A 17999-nucleotide genomic window follows, 5' to 3' on the forward strand; every position below is an offset into this window, starting at 1 on the left:
GGAAAAGGCGGCGCAGTGCCTCGGCCCGCTTCAGTGCTCATGGCTAAGCTAAACCTAGCATGTAAATTAAATTTCCACCTTTTGTGCTAAGTTGTGCCCAGATGTAACAGAATGTAAAAATGACTTTTACTTTTGCGCCACTCGGTTGATATTGCCCATCTTGCATCTCCCCCAGAGTTTGCCGCCGTTATTGCAGTCAAGAGGCCGTTCCAATGAAAACCACCCCTGCCGACATTCATATCCTCATCGTGGAAGACGACCTGGCCTCCAGGTCCCTGCTGGTGAGCTATTTCGAGAATGCCGGCTACCGGGTCTCGGAAACCGATAATGCCGACCATCTGGGCGAGCGGATCGACCAGGACGCCGTCGACCTGGTGCTGCTCGATATCAGCCTGCCCGGCAAGGATGGCCTCACCGTGACACGAGAGCTGAGAGCCAAATCCGCCGTGGGCATCATTCTGGTCACCAGCAAGGGCGATGAGATCGACCGCATCGTTGGCCTGGAGCTGGGTGCCGACGACTATGTCACCAAGCCGTTCAACCCGCGCGAACTGCTGGTACGCGCCAAGAATCTGCTGTGGCGCATGTTCAGCGCCGAAACGGCCAACGGGGGCAACAGCCATGGCAGCCGAAGCGCCACCTGCTACAGTTTCGAAGGCTGGCAACTGGACCCGCACAAGCGCCAGCTGACCAGTCCTGACGGACATCAGGAACGCCTGCCGGAAGGTGAATTCAAGCTGCTGCAAACACTGGTCAATCACCCAGGACAGGTACTCTCCCGCGACCAGCTGATGGACGCCATCCATGATCGTGAATGGACACCCAATGACCGTTCGGTGGACGTATTGATTGGCCGCTTGAGACGCAAGCTGGGTGACAACCCGTCCAATCCCCAGTTAATCCTGACCGCTCACGGCGCCGGCTACATGTTCGCCGGCAATACCGGCACATGAAGGCACCCGAAGGCTACCGCATCTACCGCCAGCTGCACCGATCCAATGACTGCCGCATCAGCCGGGCCGTGCGCCTGCACGACAGCCGTGATGTAATCATCAAGCAGCTGGATCGCAGCCAGTGCAACCGTGATCGACTGAGCCGTTTCCAGCACGAATTCGATATCCTGTCACGGCTGCGCATCAGAGGCATCATCGAACCGCTGGAGCTGCTGCAGCTCGACACAGGACCCGCCATCATCTATGCCGATTCCGGCTCACGCCCGCTGCGTCAACTAATCGCCGAACGCCAGCTGGCCTGGCATCAGTGGCTGGCAATCGCCATCCGCATCAGCGAACTATTGGGCCGCCTGCACGAGTCAGGTATCACCCATAAGCAGATCAACCCGGACCACCTGCTGCTCAATCCCGACTCCGGCATGGTAGAGCTGATCGGCTTCTCGCGCAGTACCGGCCTGAGCCGTGAACAGGCCAACTGGCATACACCGGATCTCGGCCGTGAGGGGCTGGCCTATATCGCCCCGGAACAGACCGGCCGCATCAACCGCAGCATCGACTACCGCAGCGACTACTACAGCCTGGGTGCCACCCTGTATGAGCTGATGACCGGGCGCCCCCCGTTCGTCAGTGATGACGGCATGACCCTGGTGCATGACCAGATCGCCAAGCAACCTGGCGCGCCGCACCAGATCAACCCGCAGCTGCCCGAGATGCTGTCGCAGGTGATCCTCAAGCTGCTGTCCAAGGATGCGGCCCAGCGTTACCAGTCCAGCGTCGGCCTGATCCATGACCTGCAGCTCTGCCTGCAGGCACACCAGCGCCAGGAATATGATCTGCGCTTTCAACCAGGGCGACACGACCTTTCCGCCCGTTTCCAGATTCCGCAGCGTCTGTATGGCCGCCAGCCACTGCTGGCCCAGCTGCGTGAGCGGTACGACAGCTGCAGCCGTGGCGCCCATCCGCTGATCCTGATCACCGGCTATGCCGGCGTCGGCAAGACCAGCCTGGTCAACGAGCTGCGTCAGTACGTCAATGAACAGGGCGGCAGCTTCAACGCCGGCAAGTTTGACCAGTTCCGTCGCAGCCGCCCCTACTTCGCCATCGTTCAGGCGCTGCAGGGGCTGGTTCGCCAGTTGCTGACCGAGCCGGAGGAGCGCATCGCACGCTGGCGCAAGCGTCTGCTCGACAGCATCGGCAACCATGCCCAGGTACTGATCAAGCTGATTCCCGAACTGGCGCTGATCATCGGCAACCAGCCGGTGCTGCCGCCACTGCCGCCAATGGAAGAGCAAAACCGCTTCTCGCGCATCTTCATCCAGATGCTGCGCGTACTGGCCACTCCCCAGCGCCCGCTGGTGCTGTTCCTGGATGATCTGCACTGGGCCGATCTGGCCTCATTGCACCTGATCGAAACGCTGGTCAATGTCAGCGCCCCACCGGGGCTGATGCTGATCGGCAGCTATCGCGACCACGAGTTGAGTGCAACACACCCGCTGCGTACCTCACTTGAACGCCTGCAAAACAGTGACCCGCTACCGCTGGAAATTGCGCTGCACCCGCTGCAACTGAGCGAAGTCAACCAGCTGGTGGCCGATACCCTGCGTGTAGAACCACAAACCTGCCGGGCGCTGGCACAGGCCTGTATGGAAAAGACCCAGGGCAACCCCTTCTTTCTCAGCCAGTTCCTGCATGCGCTGCACCAGGATGGCCTGATCAGCTTTCGCGAACAGCACTGGCAATGGGACGAGGACGCGATTCGCGCCCAGGAGATGACCGATAACGTCATCGAACTGATGGTCAGCAAGATCCAGCGCCTGCCAGAAAACACCCAGCAGGTACTGCCACTGGCCGCCTGCATCGGCAGCAGCTTCAACCTGCGCACCCTGTCCGTGGTAAGCGGGCTTGTACCTGAAGCGGCCAGCCGCTGTCTCTGGCCGGCATTGACCGAAGGCCTGATCGTACCCCAGGACGACAGCTATCGCCTGTTCCAGAACCTGGAGCCGGAACGTACCCGCTTCCGCTTTGTGCATGACCGCGTCCAGCAGGCCGCCTACTCGCTGATCGATGACCGTACTCTGGAACAGCTTCACCTGCAGATCGGGCGGCAGCTGCAGCAAAGCCTGCAGCCGGAAGAGATCGACAGCCGCATCTTCGAGATCAGCAACCATCTGAATCAGGCACAAAAACTGCTGGACACCGATGACGAACGTCTACAGCTGGCCCGGCTTAACCTGCAGGCCGGTCTCAAGGCGAAGGAGTCCGCCGCCTTTGACTCCGCCATGGAATACCTGAATACCGGCCTGAGCCTGCTGCCGGTTAATGGCTGGCAACGCGACTACCCGCTGGCACTGGAGCTGCACACGACCGCGGCGGATATCGCCAACATCAAGGGTCAGCAGGAGCGCATGCAGTACCTGATTCGCAATGTCGAGGCCCATGCTGTCCGGCTGCTCGACCGCATTCGGGTATTCGAGATCCAGATCCAGTCGCAGGTTGCCAACAACGAATTCAACCAGGCACTGCAGACGGCCCAGATGGCCTTGCAACAATTGGGCATCAATATCCCGGCCAAGCCTCGCGAGGGCCAGCTGGCCTATGTCGTTGCCCGCACCCAGTGGCTATTGCGCCGCATGCCCGAGGAGAAAATCCTGCAGCTGCCCCGGATGGAAGATCCCGAGCTGCTGGCGGCGATGCCGATCCTGGCGAGCATGTTCGGCGCCATCAAGTTTTCCAGTTCCGAGCTGCGCCCGCTGGTCATGGCTCGACAGGTGGAGCTAACGCTGAAGCACGGGCTCAATCCTTCAGCGGCGCTGGCCTTCGCCGGCTATGGCGGCGTCCTCTGTGGTCAGTTCAACGCCATTGAGCAGGGCTATCGACTGGGCAAACTGGCCCTGCAACTGGATCAGCAGCAGCCGTCGGTGCTGACGCACCACCGCACTCTGTCGCTGTTCAACAGTTATATCCGCCATTACAGGGAACCCTTGCACAACTGCATGGAATCCCTGCTCAAGGCCCACCAGCTGGCGCTGGATGCCGGTGACATGGAGTGGAGTGCCTACGCCCTGGCGGCCTATATCCAGTATGCCTTTCCTCTGTGCCGCAACCTGGATGAGTTGCAGCCCCGGCTGGAGCAGTATGCGGCCCTGCTGTCAGAGTCCGGCCAGCAGCAATCGCTGCAGTATTCACAGTTCGTCTTGCAAAGCATGGAAAACCTGCGTGGCCAATGCACCGACCCGACCCGGTTCGATGGCCGCTTCTATCATGAAGAACGCAACCTGGCGGAGCTGAAGCGGGAAAACCACCGCACCGCCATCAGCCTGCACCACTTTTACAAAAGCCTGCTTTGCTACCTGTTCGGCGACTATGCCGGCGCCTACCGGCACAGCGAAGCCGGCATGGAACTGCGCGCCTCGATCAGCGGCACGCTGACCGTACCCTGGCTGCAGCAGCTGAACGCGTTGAGCATCCTCGCCCAGCTGCCGCAAACCAGCATCCTGCAGCAACCGGCCCGGCTGCAGAAGGTACGTCAGACCCTGCGCCACCTGCGCAAGCTGGCACGCTTCTCGCCTGAAAACCACCGCCACCATGCCGACCTGCTGGAAGCCGAGCTGTATCGCAGTCAGCACAAGTACACCAAGGCGATGGACCTGTATGAACAGGCGATCGAGCAGGCCCGTCAGCAGGGCTTCATGCTGGACGAAGCGATGGCCACCGAGCTGGCCGGGCAGTTTTATCTGGCCTGGGACAAGCCCGGCATCGCCCGGACCTATCTGCAGGATGCCTACGAGCGCTACGCCGACTGGGGCGGCCGCGCCAAGCTGGAACAGATGCAGGAACAGTATCCGTTCACGCTGGAACGCCCGCTGCGCCATCTGGAAGACAGCCAGCCGAAGGAGTCACCGGCTTCCAACCAGACGCTGGACAATCAGGCATTCGACATCAACTCCGTGATCCATGCCTCCCAGGCGATTTCCGACGAAATTGTGCTGGAGCGCCTGCTGGAGCGGCTGATGCAGCTGGCACTGCAGAACGCCGGTGCTCAGCGCGCCATCCTGATCCTGCGCCGCTCCAAGGGGCTATTTCTGGAAGCAGAGATCTGTCTCAACCAGGCCCCACGCCTGTTCAATGCCCAGGCGCTGGAACAGAGCGAAAGCCTGCTGCCGCTGAGCATCATCAACTACGTCGCCCGCACCAAGGAAGACGTGGTACTGGGCAATGCAACCGAACACCAGATGTTCCAGCAAGACCGCTACATTCGCCAGCATCAGCCGCGCTCGCTGCTGGCGATCCCGATCCTGTACCACGGCGAGCTGACCGCGATCCTCTATCTGGAGCACACGGAAAGCCGTGACATTTTCAACCGCGACCGGCTGAAAACCCTGCAGATTCTGGCCTCTCAGGCGGCAATTTCGATCGAGAACGCCAAGCTGTACCAGAGTCTGGAACAGTCGGAACGCGAGTACCGTTCGCTGTTCGAGAACTCCAGCGAAGGCATCTTCCGCATCGACCGGCGTGGCCGCTTCATCTCCGCCAACCCGGCACTGGTAAAACTGCTCGGCTACCCCAGTGCCGAAGCCTTCCTCGACACAGTGACAGACGTAATCCGCGACTGCTTCGTTGATCGTGATGAGTGTCGTCAGTTTCTCGCCCGTCTCAACCGTGATGAACGCGTGCTGGGCTTCGAAACCCGCTGGCGACGCAGCAACGGCAGTGAAGCCTGCATCTCGATCTCGGCACACAGGATCACCGACGAACAACATGGCCTGAGATACTATGAGGGCTCGCTGACCGATATCAGCGAGCGCAAGGCCAAGGAGCAAGCGGAGCTGGCACGGGAAAAAGCGGAAGCAGCCAGTGAAGCCAAGAGCCAGTTCCTCGCCACCATGAGCCATGAAATCCGCACCCCGATGAACGGTATTCTTGGCATGGCTCAGCTCTTGATGCGCTCGGAGCTCAGCCCCGAGCAACTGCAGCAGGTCGGCTCGATCTATCGCTCCGGCCAGTCATTGTTGAGCATCCTCAACGACGTACTCGATTTCACCAAGATCGAGGCCGGACAGATGGAACTGGAACAGTTGGAGTTCAACCTGCATGAGCAGCTGGAACAACTGCGCCAGTTGCTGATACCGATGGCCCAGGAGAAGCACCTGGACCTGATCCTGCGCCTCGAACCCGACTTGCCGGAACGTGTGGTGGGTGACCCCAGGGCGTTGAATCAGGTGCTGCTTAACCTGTGCACCAACGCGCTCAAATTCACTCATGAAGGCTATGTGCTGATCAAGGCTCGCCCGATCAAAACGAATAGCAGCGACTGCCGCATCCATTTCGAAATAGAAGACAGCGGCATCGGCATCCCCGAAGCCGCCCACGCGCGCATCTTCATGCATTTCAGCCAGGCTGACAGCTCCATAACCCGCCGCTTCGGCGGCACCGGTCTGGGACTGTCGATCTGCAAGCGACTGGTCGAACTTCAGGGGGGCGAGATCGGTTTCGATAGCCGCCCAGGGGAAGGCAGCCGCTTCTGGATCGAGCAGGATTACCCGCTTGCAACGCAGCTTGAGTCGGCACATCCTCCCAGCCTTCCATGCGATGAGGGCGGCAAGCATCGCCTGGATATTCTGCTGGTGGAGGATACCCCGATTAACCAGCAGGTCACCGTGGGACTGCTGGAGTCAGAAGGGCACACGGTCAGTGTCGCTGACGATGGTTATACCGCTCTGTCGATGCACAACGACCACGGTTACGACCTGGTGCTGATGGATATCCATCTGCCCGATATGGATGGCATCGAAACCGCGCGCCGCATGCGTCAGCACCCGGATCCTTCCCGTGCCAAGGTGCGCATTATCGCCCTGACCGCGTCGGTCACACCGGCGGAGATCCGCCGCTACCAGCAAGCCGGCATGGATGCCGTGGTCAGCAAGCCGCTGCAGTTTGACGAGCTCAACCGCCTGCTGCGCCAGTCTGCCGTACCCGAAGCGGCCGGCCGGGCCGGGCCGACACCGCTGCCCGCACGACTCAACCACGCCCTGCTCGATCAGCACCTGAGCATGCTGGGGCGCGAACGCTTCTGCAGTCTGTGCCAACAGATGCAGGCGCAGTGCCTCGAGTTGCTGCAACAGCTCGCCAAGACACAGCCGGGCGAACATGCCCCGCTGCTGCACAAGCTGGCCGGCACTCTGGGCAACTTCGGCATGCAGCAGGCCGCTGAACTGAGCCGTACGCTGGAACAGCAAACCCACTGCACCACGGCAGAACTGGCGCAGCTGAACCAGCTGTGCCGGCAAAGCATCGCAGAGCTGCAGCAAGGCTATGAACTGCCCGTTACTTCAGTTGACTCACCAGCTGTTCCAGCCAGCGGTAGTCCTCGTCACTGACCGCCTGCATGCCCACTGCCCCCTTGGTGTCCAGCAACTGCTGACGTGCCGGTGAGGGCGTCAATAGTACCTGGCGAATGCGTGTCTGGACCTCGGGACAGAGCTGGCTGCTCAGTGTGAACGGATCGTAATGGATCGGCCGCGAGCGCCAGAGTTCTCGCAGGGCGCCGGCCTTCGACTCGCCACGGCCGATGTAATCATCGGCCCGGCGGCTGGATACAAAAGCGGCGTCCACCGCACCCGACAACACCGCTTCGATGGCACGATCATGAGAGCCTGCATAGATCCGCCTACCCACATAATCAGCCAATACCACTCCGCTCTCGCGCTTGAACTCTGTCATCGGGATCAGCGCTCCAGAGGTACTGCCGGGGTCGGTCAAGGCGACCGAGCGCCCCTTGAGGTCACGGATCGACTTGATCCGGGCACCCGCCTTTACCAGCAGCAGTGAATTGTAGTAGCTCCCTTCCGGTGTAAACGGTCCGCCCCTGAAACTGTAGGCCGCCACGGCCTGAACCCCGGGATCACGCTCCTTGGCCTGGATATACGCGGCCGGCCCCAACTCGGCCATATCCACGGCACCGGAAAGCAGTCCCTCAATCACCGCCTGATAGGAGTGGACCGATACGGTACGCACCGGAATTCCCAGCACACGCTGCAGTTCCTGACGCAGTGGCTCGAACTCCTCATACTGCTGCGCCAGGCTTTTCTTGGGAATGGTGGCAAAGTGAAGTACCCGGGGCTGCTTGCAGGCCGACTCGGCCCAGGCCATCCCTGTCGCCATCATCAGCAGAAGTGTCACACCACGCAAGATCAGCTTCATACGGCTAGTTCCTGTTCGGTTTGCTGGCGATACTGGTTCAGTTCTTCGGCATTCATGGCTCGGCTGAACAGGTGCCCCTGCACCTCATCACAGCCGGACAGCTTCAGATAGACCAGTTGATCCGGAGTTTCCACGCCCTTGGCGGCAACCTTCAGTCCCAGGCGCTGGGCCACGGAAATGGTTGCCGACAAGAGCACGTTATCGTCATAGCTGTTGCGAATATCTCGGATGAAGGCCCGATCCAGCTTGATTCGGCTGAATGGCAGGCGACGAATCTGTTCCGGGTCCAGGCCACTGCTGCCAAAATCATCAATGGTCAGGCCCAGTCCATGCTGCTGCAGCTGGTGCAGCAGGTCGAGCTGTTCAGACGCCAGCTGCTGAAGATCACGCTCGTTGATTTCCAGTTCCAGCCAGGCAGGGTCAATGTCATAACGCTGCAGAATGATCTCGATGCGCTCACCCAGCTCGGCGGCTTGCAACTGGGACAGGCCAAGGTTCACCGCCACCGGCACTATCGGCACGCCATCAGCCCGCCACTGCAGCAACTGCTCGCATGCCTGCTGCAATACCTGCCGCGCCAGTGCCGGCATCAGCCCCAGTGACTCCGCCAGCGGCAACAGCTGCGAGGGTGGCAACAGACCAAATTCTGGATGGTTCCAGCGTACCAGGGCCTCAAAACCGGTCACGCGATAATCGGGCAGTGACATGCGTGGCTGCAGGTGGATACACAGCTGCTCAGCCATACCCGAAGGCAACTGCTGGGCCAGTCCAGAAGTGTCCAGCTCATGACTATTGAGCGCGTTATCGAAAAAGGCGTAACGGCCCCGCCCTGCCCGTTTGGCCGTATACATCGCCATATCAGCGTGCTTGACCAGCGTCTCGATCTCCATGCCATCCTGAGGTGACAGGGCAATACCGATACTGGGGCTGGTACCGAGCCCCGAACCCTGCAGTTCGATATAGGGCGCTGCCAGTATCGTTACAAGCTCACGTGCCTTGAGTTCGATATCCTCCCGTCGCTTCACCCCGGTCAGCATCACGACAAACTCATCCCCACCGAACCGGCCGATGATGTCACTTTCACGCAAACTGCTGGTCAGCCGTTCGGATACGGCCTGCAGTAACTGATCCCCCACCTTGTGGCCCAGGGTGTCGTTGATCGCCTTGAAACGGTCCAGGTCAATGAAGAAGACGGCGGCAAAACGGCCCTGACGCTTGGCACCGAGCAGATGGGAATGCGCCAGCTCCAGGAACAGCCGTCGGTTGTACAACCCCGTCAGCGCATCCCGTGATGCGGCTTCAAGGGTTTGCCGGTGTTCCCGCTGCAACCGTTCCAGCAGTGCATGATTTCGCTGCTCGGAATACTCCAGCGCCCGCAACTGCACCTCCCGTCCATGCATCATCCAGAGCAACCAGACTACCCCCACCAATACCACCAGGCTGAGCAACAATACGGTCAATACATATCGGGAACGTTGTTCCAGGTGAGGCGCGAGTATTTCGTTTTCGGCCTGGCGCACCACCACCACGAACGCGAAGGACTCCAGGCGGTGAAAGAAACTTAAAAAGCTCTTTCCGGTATTGAAATCCCGAGCATTGAAGCGTCCATGGTGGAGGCGCGAATCCAGCACGACGCTGTTGTCAAAACGCCCACTTTCGATCACCAGTCCGCTCTGATCAACCTGGGCCAGCTCTTCGCCTGCAGCCGTCAGGATATGAATGCTGGCCTGAGCCCCCAGATCCAGGTTTTGATACAGCCTGAGCAGGTAACCCAGATCCAGCTCGAGCAACATAAAACGGTTACCACCATCAGCCTCAGGCACTTCCGGCAACAGCAAAGGCATGGACCAGGGATGCTGCCAGGCACTGCGTGGCAAGACCCACAGATCATCAGCGCCCTTGGCAGGCGAATGCTGCCACTCCGACTCAAGGTGCAATAACGTGCTTGGCGAGGTGTTGTATCTCAGCCGCCCACGACCGTCATACAAGCTGAGCCGATTGAACACCGGATCAGACAGAATCAGGGATGCCATCTCGGCGTTTTCCCTGGCCTGTTCTCGCTGTTGGATGTCGTGCACCAGCATGCGCAGGGTTTTAGCCCGGTCCAGCACCTGTTCCAGGTTTTCCGCCACGATGAATGACAGGTTGGCCATGGCTGCCCCCTGCCTGGCTAACGCCCGCTCCCGACTGTCACTGAGCTGGTGGGCAGTGAACAGCCAGACGACGCCGATCATCAGCAGCGCGAACAGTGCTACCCCCATCTGGGGCGCCGTAAGTGACATGGGGTTTCTTTCCAGAGGCGGGTTCAAGCAAACATCCTGTTCAACTTCAATTCGGGATTGCCACCTGTATTCATACGGCGACATTCAAGTGAAGCTAGCAGAACAAAATGACGGCAGCATGACAAAAAACGCGGCTCTGAGGCCGCGTTTATGAGAATGGATAAGTCGGGTACTTACTTGTCTTCGGTCTCGCTCTCCTGCATGGCGTCGACCTGATCGCTCGCCTTTTGCTCCAGATCAGCAGCAGCTTCAACCGCCTTGTCTTTCAGATCGCTCATTCCATCTTCAGCCTGCTCGTAAGCTTCGACGGCATCCTGCTTGATCTCTTCACCCATCTCTGCAGCCTTGTCAGCCATGTCGCCGGCAGCCTCAGTCACATCCTCTTTGGCTTCAGCCATGACATCACCGGCGGCCTGCATGGTTTCACCCGCTTCTTTCTTCAGCGTGTCCATGGCAGACGGTTCAGCGGCCTGCTCCACGGCCGGAGCCACCTCTTTTTCTTCAGCCGCTTTCTGGTCATCGCCACAACCAACCAGCAGTACCGTCGAAGCCAAAACCGCAGAGCCCAGCATCTTATACACGTTCATATCCTTGCTCCCCTCGTATTCAAACGTTGATGGCCGCAGTATAGGCGCCACAACTGAGCAGTGTATGAGCAAAGTTGATCAAATTGCGATAATCGAAAGCAATCCCAGCCCAACGAACAGGCCACAGGCAGACCAGCGCGCCAGATTGAGCGGGATTTTCTGCATCAACCAGTTGCCGGCATAGGCCACCGGCACATTGGCCAGCATCATGCCGATAGTGGTACCGGCAATGACCCAGAACAGACTGTCGTAGCGAGCCGCCAGGATGACGGTTGCGATCTGTGTTTTATCGCCAATCTCGGCGATAAAGAAGAGTATGCAGGTGGCAATGAAGGCGCCATATTTAAGTACCGCGCCGTCCTCTTCATCGTCCTTGTCGGGAATCAATACCCAGAGGCCAACGGCGATGAAGCTGCCACCGATAATCCAGGGCACCCAGCTTTCGGGAATCCACTGCACCAGCCAGGCACCCAGCCAGGCCGAAAGTCCATGGTTAACCAGGGTCGCAACCAGAATGCCCAGAATGATCGCATTGCGTTGAACAAAGCGCGCGGCAAGAAAGAGTGTCAGAAGCTGAGTTTTATCGCCGATTTCGGCAATGGCAACCGCGAGGGTCGAAGGTATGAAGGCGTCCATAAATATCGTCCGGCGGGCTTGTTGATTCCATAAGACATCACACACCGGCCCGCCAGGACAGTGCGTCATGTCTCAGGTCTCATCAATCCCGGGAACGGGACGCGACTGCCATGAGCTTGAGGCTCAATTATGTTGACAGCCACTCTGTCGACAGGGTCTGACAGAAGATTACTCCCCCAAGAGTGCGCGCATATTAACAACACCGCTCCCAAGTGGCAAATTGTGCCAGACACTGGCCTGTGGCTCCGGCTCGGGTAGAATGGCGGACTTGTCACTTGTTTTGTCACTGCAACGAATGAAGGGTTACCGATGACTGCACGACTGGGATCTGCCGCTGCCTGCCTGATGTTCAGCCTTACTCTGGCCGGATGCCAGACACTGCCGATGCCCTTTACCAACAAGCCCCAGGCCGAACCTGAACCTGTGGTACAGCCGGTTGAAGTAGCCAAACCGGCTGCGCCCAAGGCTGCCGAGGCTCTGCCAGCCAGCGCGGACCTGAACTGGGAACCCAAGCTCGACCAGCCGATCGCCCAGCTGGAAGCGCAGATGGCGCTGGAAGAAACCCAGCTGGCCAAGAACCATACCCTGTCCAGCATCGCCTATCTTTGGGATGCCCGGCTCTACCTGCTGTTCCAGGACACCCTCGACTATCTGCCGGAACAGGCCCAGCGTCACGAGGTGGAACTGCAGAACCGCTGGCTCGACCAGCGCGCCGAAGCGATGACCCGTGCCTTCCTCAATGACAAGGATGGCGAGGTCGCCCGCTTCGCAGCCGGTCAGGCATTCATCGAAGAGACCCAAAAGCGGATCAAGGAACTGGAACAGCTGCGCGAGCTGATCGTCATTCAATAAGCGCCAGCCATCACCGCTTCAGGTATCGGCAGAAACTCGCATAGTCGTTCTGCACACAATCGGCGTAGGCCTGCGCCATGCTCATCAGCAGCTCGGTAAAGGCCTCACGTCGCGGCAGGGTCAGTTGCAGGACCGCGTCAGCAAAAACACGGCCTCCCGCCTCGCTTAGTGCCGCCGCGCCTCGCAGATGGGATGCCGCCAGAATCCGCCCCCAGGCCGTCACCAGATGGTGCCAGTGCTTGGGCTTGAGCAGCTTGTCCGTCGGATAGTCAGCCTTGAACGGTGAGCGCTCGCGTACCGAGAACACCTGATCACCCAGCACCAGCCAGCCCACATAAGGGTCGGGATGACGTGCCATCGCCTGAAACGCCAGCGCATGGCGCTCCCCTTCATGGTTGAACATGAGGCGATATTCGGCCCGCTCACTCTCGTTCATCACCCACCAGGCAGCCGGTGGCTGCTGCGCCTTGATATCCAGGATGACATCATCATGGTCAGCTTCTCCCTGCCCCTCCACCAGCGCATAAAAGCGATCCGTACCCAGTGAACCGGTGCCGGCACTGAGGCGTCGCGCCAGATCCTTGACCCTGAAGTGCTGATGGCTATGTCCTGGTACCTCATCATCCAACGTTGCCTGATAGTCGACCAGCGCCTGCTCCAGTGCCGCCCGGTCTTGTGCTGACAGGGGCGCCAGCTTGGGATGGTCAACGATAAAGCGACGCTCGTCGCCCTGTTCAAAGCAGGTCCATTTTTGCAACATGCGTGCCCGTCCCTTCTTCTCGGCCACCTTGATCAGGAAGGACTGCAACTTTCCGTCAGTGGTCTGCGCAGTGGCCGCCCAGTCAGCGATCTCGACCACATTCTGTTGCAGAGTATGCAGATAGCTGTCGATCAGCGTTTGCAAGATTTCAGGCAGCGCTGTGAGCTTAAGCGAGCCGTTTTCACGCACCGCCAGCACTACACTGACGAGCAGGCGCCAGAGGTCGTACTGATAGTCACCAATGATGCCGTCATCAAAGTCATCCAGACCGAAACGGACCAGGTCATCATGACTGCCATAGGCACCGAAGTTGTGCAGATGAGCATCGCCCTGCAGCCAGGTCTGGGTTTCAGTCACACCTCCGAACAGGGAAAAATGCCAGTCCCGGTACAGATCCTGCCAGTACAGATGGTTGCTGCCACGAAAGAAGCTGAAGGCCGACACGGACATCCGCTCGTACTTCTGTTGTCTGAACGTTTCGCTCAACTCAGCATTGAATCCCTCCAATGCCTCAATCACCTGCTGTTCACGATTATGTGCGGTGGCAACACGCATTCACGGCCTCCTGCTGTGCGTTTTTGGGAGGACACACCTTAACTCAGCCTTGAGCTGGGTCAAAACGCCAAGGAGATGACCGCTGCACAGGCCTGTGCAACGTGTTAACATCCATCACACTAATGAGAATGATTCTGATAATCAGGTTATATCCCTATGAAGGCCACATCGCTGCTGCCCCTGTTTCTTTCTTTCGGCCTGCTGTCCCTGCCCGCGTTCGCCGAATCACCGCCGAACGCACTCGCAACAGCCAAGGCGCAGCTGGGTCAGCAGCTGTTTTTCGACACCAACCTGTCCAAAAACCGCAGCCAGTCCTGTGCCAGCTGCCACTCCCCGGCACAGGGCTTCGCCGACAACCGCCAGGGAACTGAACTGGGTGGTTCAATCGGCGACGATGGCCACTCCCTTGGCGACCGTAACGCACCGTCTGCCGGCTATGCGAGCTTCAGCCCGAAGTTTCACAGCAAGGCCGACGGAGAGTGGGTCGGTGGTCAATTCTGGGATGGCCGTGCTGCCACACTGGCCGAACAGGCCGGTGGCCCGCCGCTGAACCCGATCGAGATGGGCATGCCTGACAAGGCCAGCGTCGTCGAGCGCCTGAAAGAGAATCCGGAGTACCAGCGCCAGTTTGACGCCCTCTATGGCGCAGGCATTCTCGACCAGCCTGAACAGGGCTATGCCGCCATGGCCGACAGCCTTGAAGCGTTCGAGCAGACCGAGTTCTTTGCCCCCTTCGACTCCAAATACGATCGTTTTCTGCGCGGCGAAGCCAAACTGACCGATCAGGAAGAGCTGGGCCGCTTGCTGTTCTTTTCTCAGCAGTTCACCAACTGCAACCAGTGCCATCAGCTGCGCAAAAGCGCCCGTGCGCGGGATGAGTCCTTCAGCAACTACGAATACCGCAACATCGGCACGCCGGTGAATGCCGAACTGCGTGCAGCGAACGGTGTCGCACCTGACTTTGTCGACCGTGGCCTGCTGGACAACCCGGCCGTCGATGATCCAGCTCACGCCGGCAAGTTCAAGGTGCCGACCCTGCGCAACGTGGCGGTTACTGGTCCCTACATGCACAACGGCGTGTTCAAGGATCTGCGTACCGTGGTGCTGTTCTACGACAAGTACAACAACCCCACCCGCACCAACAACCCGGAAACCGGCGAGCCCTGGGGCAAACCTGAAGTAGCCGATACCCTGGCGCTGAAAGAACTCGAGCATGGCCCGGCACTGGAGGACGAGCGTGTGGACGCTATCGTCGCCTTCCTGAAGACGTTGACTGACCAGCGCTACGAGCATCTGTTGAAGTAATTCAAATCGTTATGATCGCCTGCAGGCAGGCTGCTACAGCCAGGATCCACTTGTAGGAGCTTGCCACACAAGCGATAACCCCAGCCAGGAGATTATCGCCTGCAAGCAGGCTCCTTCACTGGGGTGTAGACTGCACTATTCCCGGAGGTATCGGTCTTTGTGGGAGCTTGCCCTGCAAGCGATTGCGCCGCGCGCACTTGCTAAACCTTGTGCTAGAATCCCGCCATTCCTATCTGCCCTTGATGGCTGACCAATCCAAGCAACAGGACCTGTGACACCATGAGCCTTGCGCAATCCGTTCTGGCCGTGAACAACGACCTGCCGATCCGTACCGACCGCCCTGTCCACAGTGGCAAGGTACGTTCCGTCTACTGGCTGACCGAAGCGGACAGCCGCCGCCTGATCGAAGAGAAAGGCTATGATGTAGCACCTGACGCCCCGCTGGCGATCATGGTGATCAGCGACCGAATTTCTGCATTCGACTGCATCTGGCACGGTGAAGGTGGTCTCAACGGTGTCCCTGGCAAGGGTGCAGCGCTGAATGCAATCTCCAACCACTGGTTCGGTCTGTTCCGCGAGAAGGGCCTGGCCGACAGTCACATCGTCGATATCCCGCACCCGTTCGTCTGGATCGTGCAGAAGGCACGCCCGGTGATGATCGAAGCGATCTGCCGCCAGTACATCACCGGCTCCATGTGGCGCGCCTACAGCAAGGGCGAACGCGAATTCTGCGGCATCACCCTGCCGGAAGGCCTGCAGAAGGACCAGAAGCTGCCCGAACTGCTGATGACCCCGTCTACCAAGGGTATTCTGCGTGGCATCCCGGGCGTGCCGGAAGCGGATGACGTGAACATCACCCGCGCCAACATCGCCGACAACTTCGAAGCCTTTGGCTTCCGCTCTGCCGACGACATTGCCCAGTACGAAAAGCTGCTCAAGGAAGGCTTCGGCGTAATCAGCGATGCGCTGGCCGAGCTGGATCAGGTGTTCGTCGATACCAAGTTCGAATTCGGTTACGTCACCGACGCATCCGGCAACGAAAAGCTGATCTACATGGATGAAGTGGGTACACCGGACTCCTCCCGCATTTGGGACGGCCCGGCCTACCGCGATGGCAAGGTGATCGAGAAGTCGAAGGAAGGTTTCCGTCAGCTGCTGCTGAACCACTTCCCGGACCCGGACATCCTGCTCAACAAGGAGCGCATGCCGGAACGTGAAGCCCTTGCCCGCGACAACGCCCTGCCGACCGAAGTACTGATGGACGTGTCCCGCACCTATCTGGATATCGCCGAGAAGGTCGTCGGCCACAAGATCGAGCTGTCGGAGAACCCGAAGGCGGAGATCATCGCAATCCTGCGCGACCAGTACGGCCTGATCGACTGATCAAGCGCCTGGCGTCTTCATTAAAAAACCTCCCCTGCTCCAAAAGCAGCGGGAGGTTTTTTTATATTCAGGACGAATGGTAGGCCGCGGGTGCAGGATGCACAGGAGCGGCCCATTTCAGGATGTACGGTCGGCAGCGGTTACAGGGACGTTATAGAACTGCCAGACATAGAACACATGGCAGGTTGCTTCAACGCGGCTTCAGCCGATCACAATCCGGTCGGCGCCCAGCAGCACGCGCCTGCTGATACAGCGGCATGTATTGCTGCACCTGGGCATCCAGCTGATGGATACGTGTGCTCGGCGCCGGGTGGGTCGACAACAGCTCCGGCGGAGTTGCGCCCCCCTTCTGTGACATCTTCTGCCACAGCGTGACCGCTTCACGAGGATCGAAGCCGGCCTGCGCCATCAGCTCCTGCCCAAGCATATCCGCTTCGGATTCATGCTTACGGCTATAGGGCAGCAGAATGCCATATTGCGCACCCAGCCCCAGCGCCAGTATCGCGGCCTGCTGAGTTTTGGAGTCCACCCGGTCGGCCATCGCAATGGTGGCCGCGGCCATGCCCAGCTGGGTCAGCTGCTGCTGGCTCATGCGGGCATTACCATGCTGCGCCAGCACATGCGACACCTCGTGACCGATCACCGATGCCAGCTGATGCTGGTTATTGGCCATCTTCAGCATGCCTGTATAGACACCGATCTTGCCGCCCGGCAGCGCGAAGGCGTTGACCGCATCGTCCTTGAACACCACCAGTTCCCAGTTCTGGGGCGCATAGCCGTACTCGCGTGGCACCTGCATGACAATCGCATCCGCCACACACTGCACATAGCGGTTAGTGCGCGCATCTTCCTCTGCCGGAATTTTTTCTTTCATCTGCTCGAACGACTGGCTCCCCATCGCATTCATCTGCGCTGGCGAGTTGAGCAGCAGGGTCTTTTCACCCGTAGGCGACACCGCACACCCGGTGGCAAGGATGCTCAGGCCGGTAATCAGGGCCAGACGCTTGATGCCCGCTTTCAACATTCGATTTTCTCCTGTCTAGAGTTCCATTCTTCTTCAGTAAGACAGCCAATGCCTGGCATGGTCAACCGCCCGGTCATTCAGGGCCGGCTTGTCGCCGCAATCAATGACGCCTAAGCTTGCGACTTTCAGATACTGACGAGGTTCATAACATGGCTGTTATTTTACAGATCGATTTTACCATGCCCGGCGAAATGCTCGGCGATAATCTGGCCGAAGCGGCTCGCGGACTGGCGGAATCGATCAATCAGGAACCAGGCTTCATCTCCAAGATCTGGACCGAGAATATTGAAACCGGTGAAGCAGGCGGGGTCTACCACTTTGCCGACAGGGCATCGGCTCAGGCGTACATGGAAATGCACTCGAAGCGGGTTGAAGCGATGGGCGCAAAAAACATTCGCGGCCGTATCTTCGATATCAACGAGATACTGACCGCGATTAATCATGGCCAGACCGGACACTAAA

The 17999-nt window shown here is 59.3% G+C and carries 12 protein-coding genes; 6 read left to right on the plus strand and 6 right to left on the minus strand.

Features of this window, described 5'->3' with window-relative positions; all coding sequences use genetic code 11:
• Positions 1 to 212 precede the first annotated feature (212 nt).
• Together ABD013_RS16080 and ABD013_RS16085 are read left to right on the plus strand one after the other, a co-directional pair.
• Entirely contained in the window at positions 213 to 953 is a 741-nt protein-coding gene (locus ABD013_RS16080; protein ID WP_343808268.1) for a response regulator, read from the plus strand.
• Positions 950 to 7330 (plus strand): AAA family ATPase, encoded by a 6381-nt coding sequence (locus ABD013_RS16085; RefSeq protein WP_343808271.1) that lies wholly within the window; start codon positions 950 to 952, stop codon positions 7328 to 7330. Before ABD013_RS16080 ends, ABD013_RS16085 begins: the two co-directional genes overlap by 4 nt.
• Here ABD013_RS16085 and ABD013_RS16090 read toward each other — a convergent pair.
• The 4 genes from ABD013_RS16090 to ABD013_RS16105 form a co-directional block, all read right to left on the minus strand.
• A complete protein-coding gene (locus ABD013_RS16090; RefSeq protein ID WP_343808273.1) occupies positions 7278 to 8153 on the minus strand; it encodes a phosphate/phosphite/phosphonate ABC transporter substrate-binding protein in 876 nt (291 codons plus the stop codon). The two genes, ABD013_RS16085 and ABD013_RS16090, sit on opposite strands and share 53 nt — an antisense overlap.
• A complete protein-coding gene (locus tag ABD013_RS16095; protein WP_343808276.1) occupies positions 8150 to 10435 on the minus strand; it encodes a putative bifunctional diguanylate cyclase/phosphodiesterase in 2286 nt (761 codons plus the stop codon). The genes ABD013_RS16090 and ABD013_RS16095 overlap by 4 nt, the downstream gene beginning before the upstream one ends.
• Positions 10436 to 10608: 173 nt before the next feature.
• Positions 10609 to 11022, minus strand: coding sequence for a hypothetical protein (locus tag ABD013_RS16100; RefSeq protein WP_343808279.1), 414 nt, complete (start codon positions 11020 to 11022; stop codon positions 10609 to 10611).
• 78 nt (positions 11023 to 11100) lie between these two features.
• The gene (locus tag ABD013_RS16105; protein WP_343808282.1) at positions 11101 to 11658 is read right to left on the minus strand and encodes a TMEM165/GDT1 family protein; all 558 of its coding nucleotides are present in this window, start codon (positions 11656 to 11658) and stop codon (positions 11101 to 11103) included.
• Between the two features lie 309 nt (positions 11659 to 11967).
• Between ABD013_RS16105 and ABD013_RS16110 the strand changes: the two genes are divergently transcribed.
• Positions 11968 to 12510 carry a lysozyme inhibitor LprI family protein gene (locus tag ABD013_RS16110; RefSeq protein WP_343808285.1) on the plus strand — a complete coding sequence of 181 codons (543 nt, stop codon included), beginning with the start codon at positions 11968 to 11970 and terminating at the stop codon, positions 12508 to 12510.
• Positions 12511 to 12520: 10 nt separating this feature from the next.
• Here ABD013_RS16110 and ABD013_RS16115 read toward each other — a convergent pair whose 3' ends face one another.
• Entirely contained in the window at positions 12521 to 13825 is a 1305-nt protein-coding gene (locus tag ABD013_RS16115) for a DUF2252 domain-containing protein (RefSeq protein WP_343808288.1), read from the minus strand.
• A 156-nt stretch (positions 13826 to 13981) separates the two neighbouring features.
• Here ABD013_RS16115 and ABD013_RS16120 point away from each other — a divergent pair, with 156 nt between their 5' ends.
• Positions 13982 to 15130 carry a cytochrome-c peroxidase gene (locus ABD013_RS16120; protein ID WP_343808291.1) on the plus strand — a complete coding sequence of 383 codons (1149 nt, stop codon included), beginning with the start codon at positions 13982 to 13984 and terminating at the stop codon, positions 15128 to 15130.
• Between the two features lie 279 nt (positions 15131 to 15409).
• On the plus strand, positions 15410 to 16513 hold the full coding sequence (locus ABD013_RS16125) for a phosphoribosylaminoimidazolesuccinocarboxamide synthase (RefSeq protein ID WP_343808293.1): 1104 nt from the start codon (positions 15410 to 15412) through the stop codon (positions 16511 to 16513).
• 190 nt (positions 16514 to 16703) lie between these two features.
• Here the strand turns inward: ABD013_RS16125 and ABD013_RS16130 are convergent, their stop codons facing one another.
• Positions 16704 to 17537: a M48 family metallopeptidase gene (locus ABD013_RS16130; RefSeq protein ID WP_343808296.1), complete on the minus strand. Its 834-nt coding sequence runs from the start codon at positions 17535 to 17537 to the stop codon at positions 16704 to 16706.
• A gap of 149 nt (positions 17538 to 17686) precedes the next feature.
• Here ABD013_RS16130 and ABD013_RS16135 point away from each other — a divergent pair, with 149 nt between their 5' ends.
• Positions 17687 to 17998: a monooxygenase gene (locus tag ABD013_RS16135; protein ID WP_343808299.1), complete on the plus strand. Its 312-nt coding sequence runs from the start codon at positions 17687 to 17689 to the stop codon at positions 17996 to 17998.
• Position 17999 lies beyond the last annotated feature (1 nt).

The sequence above is a fragment of the Marinobacterium maritimum genome (genome assembly GCF_039523155.1).
Classification (GTDB): Bacteria; Pseudomonadota; Gammaproteobacteria; order Pseudomonadales; family Balneatricaceae; genus Marinobacterium; species Marinobacterium maritimum.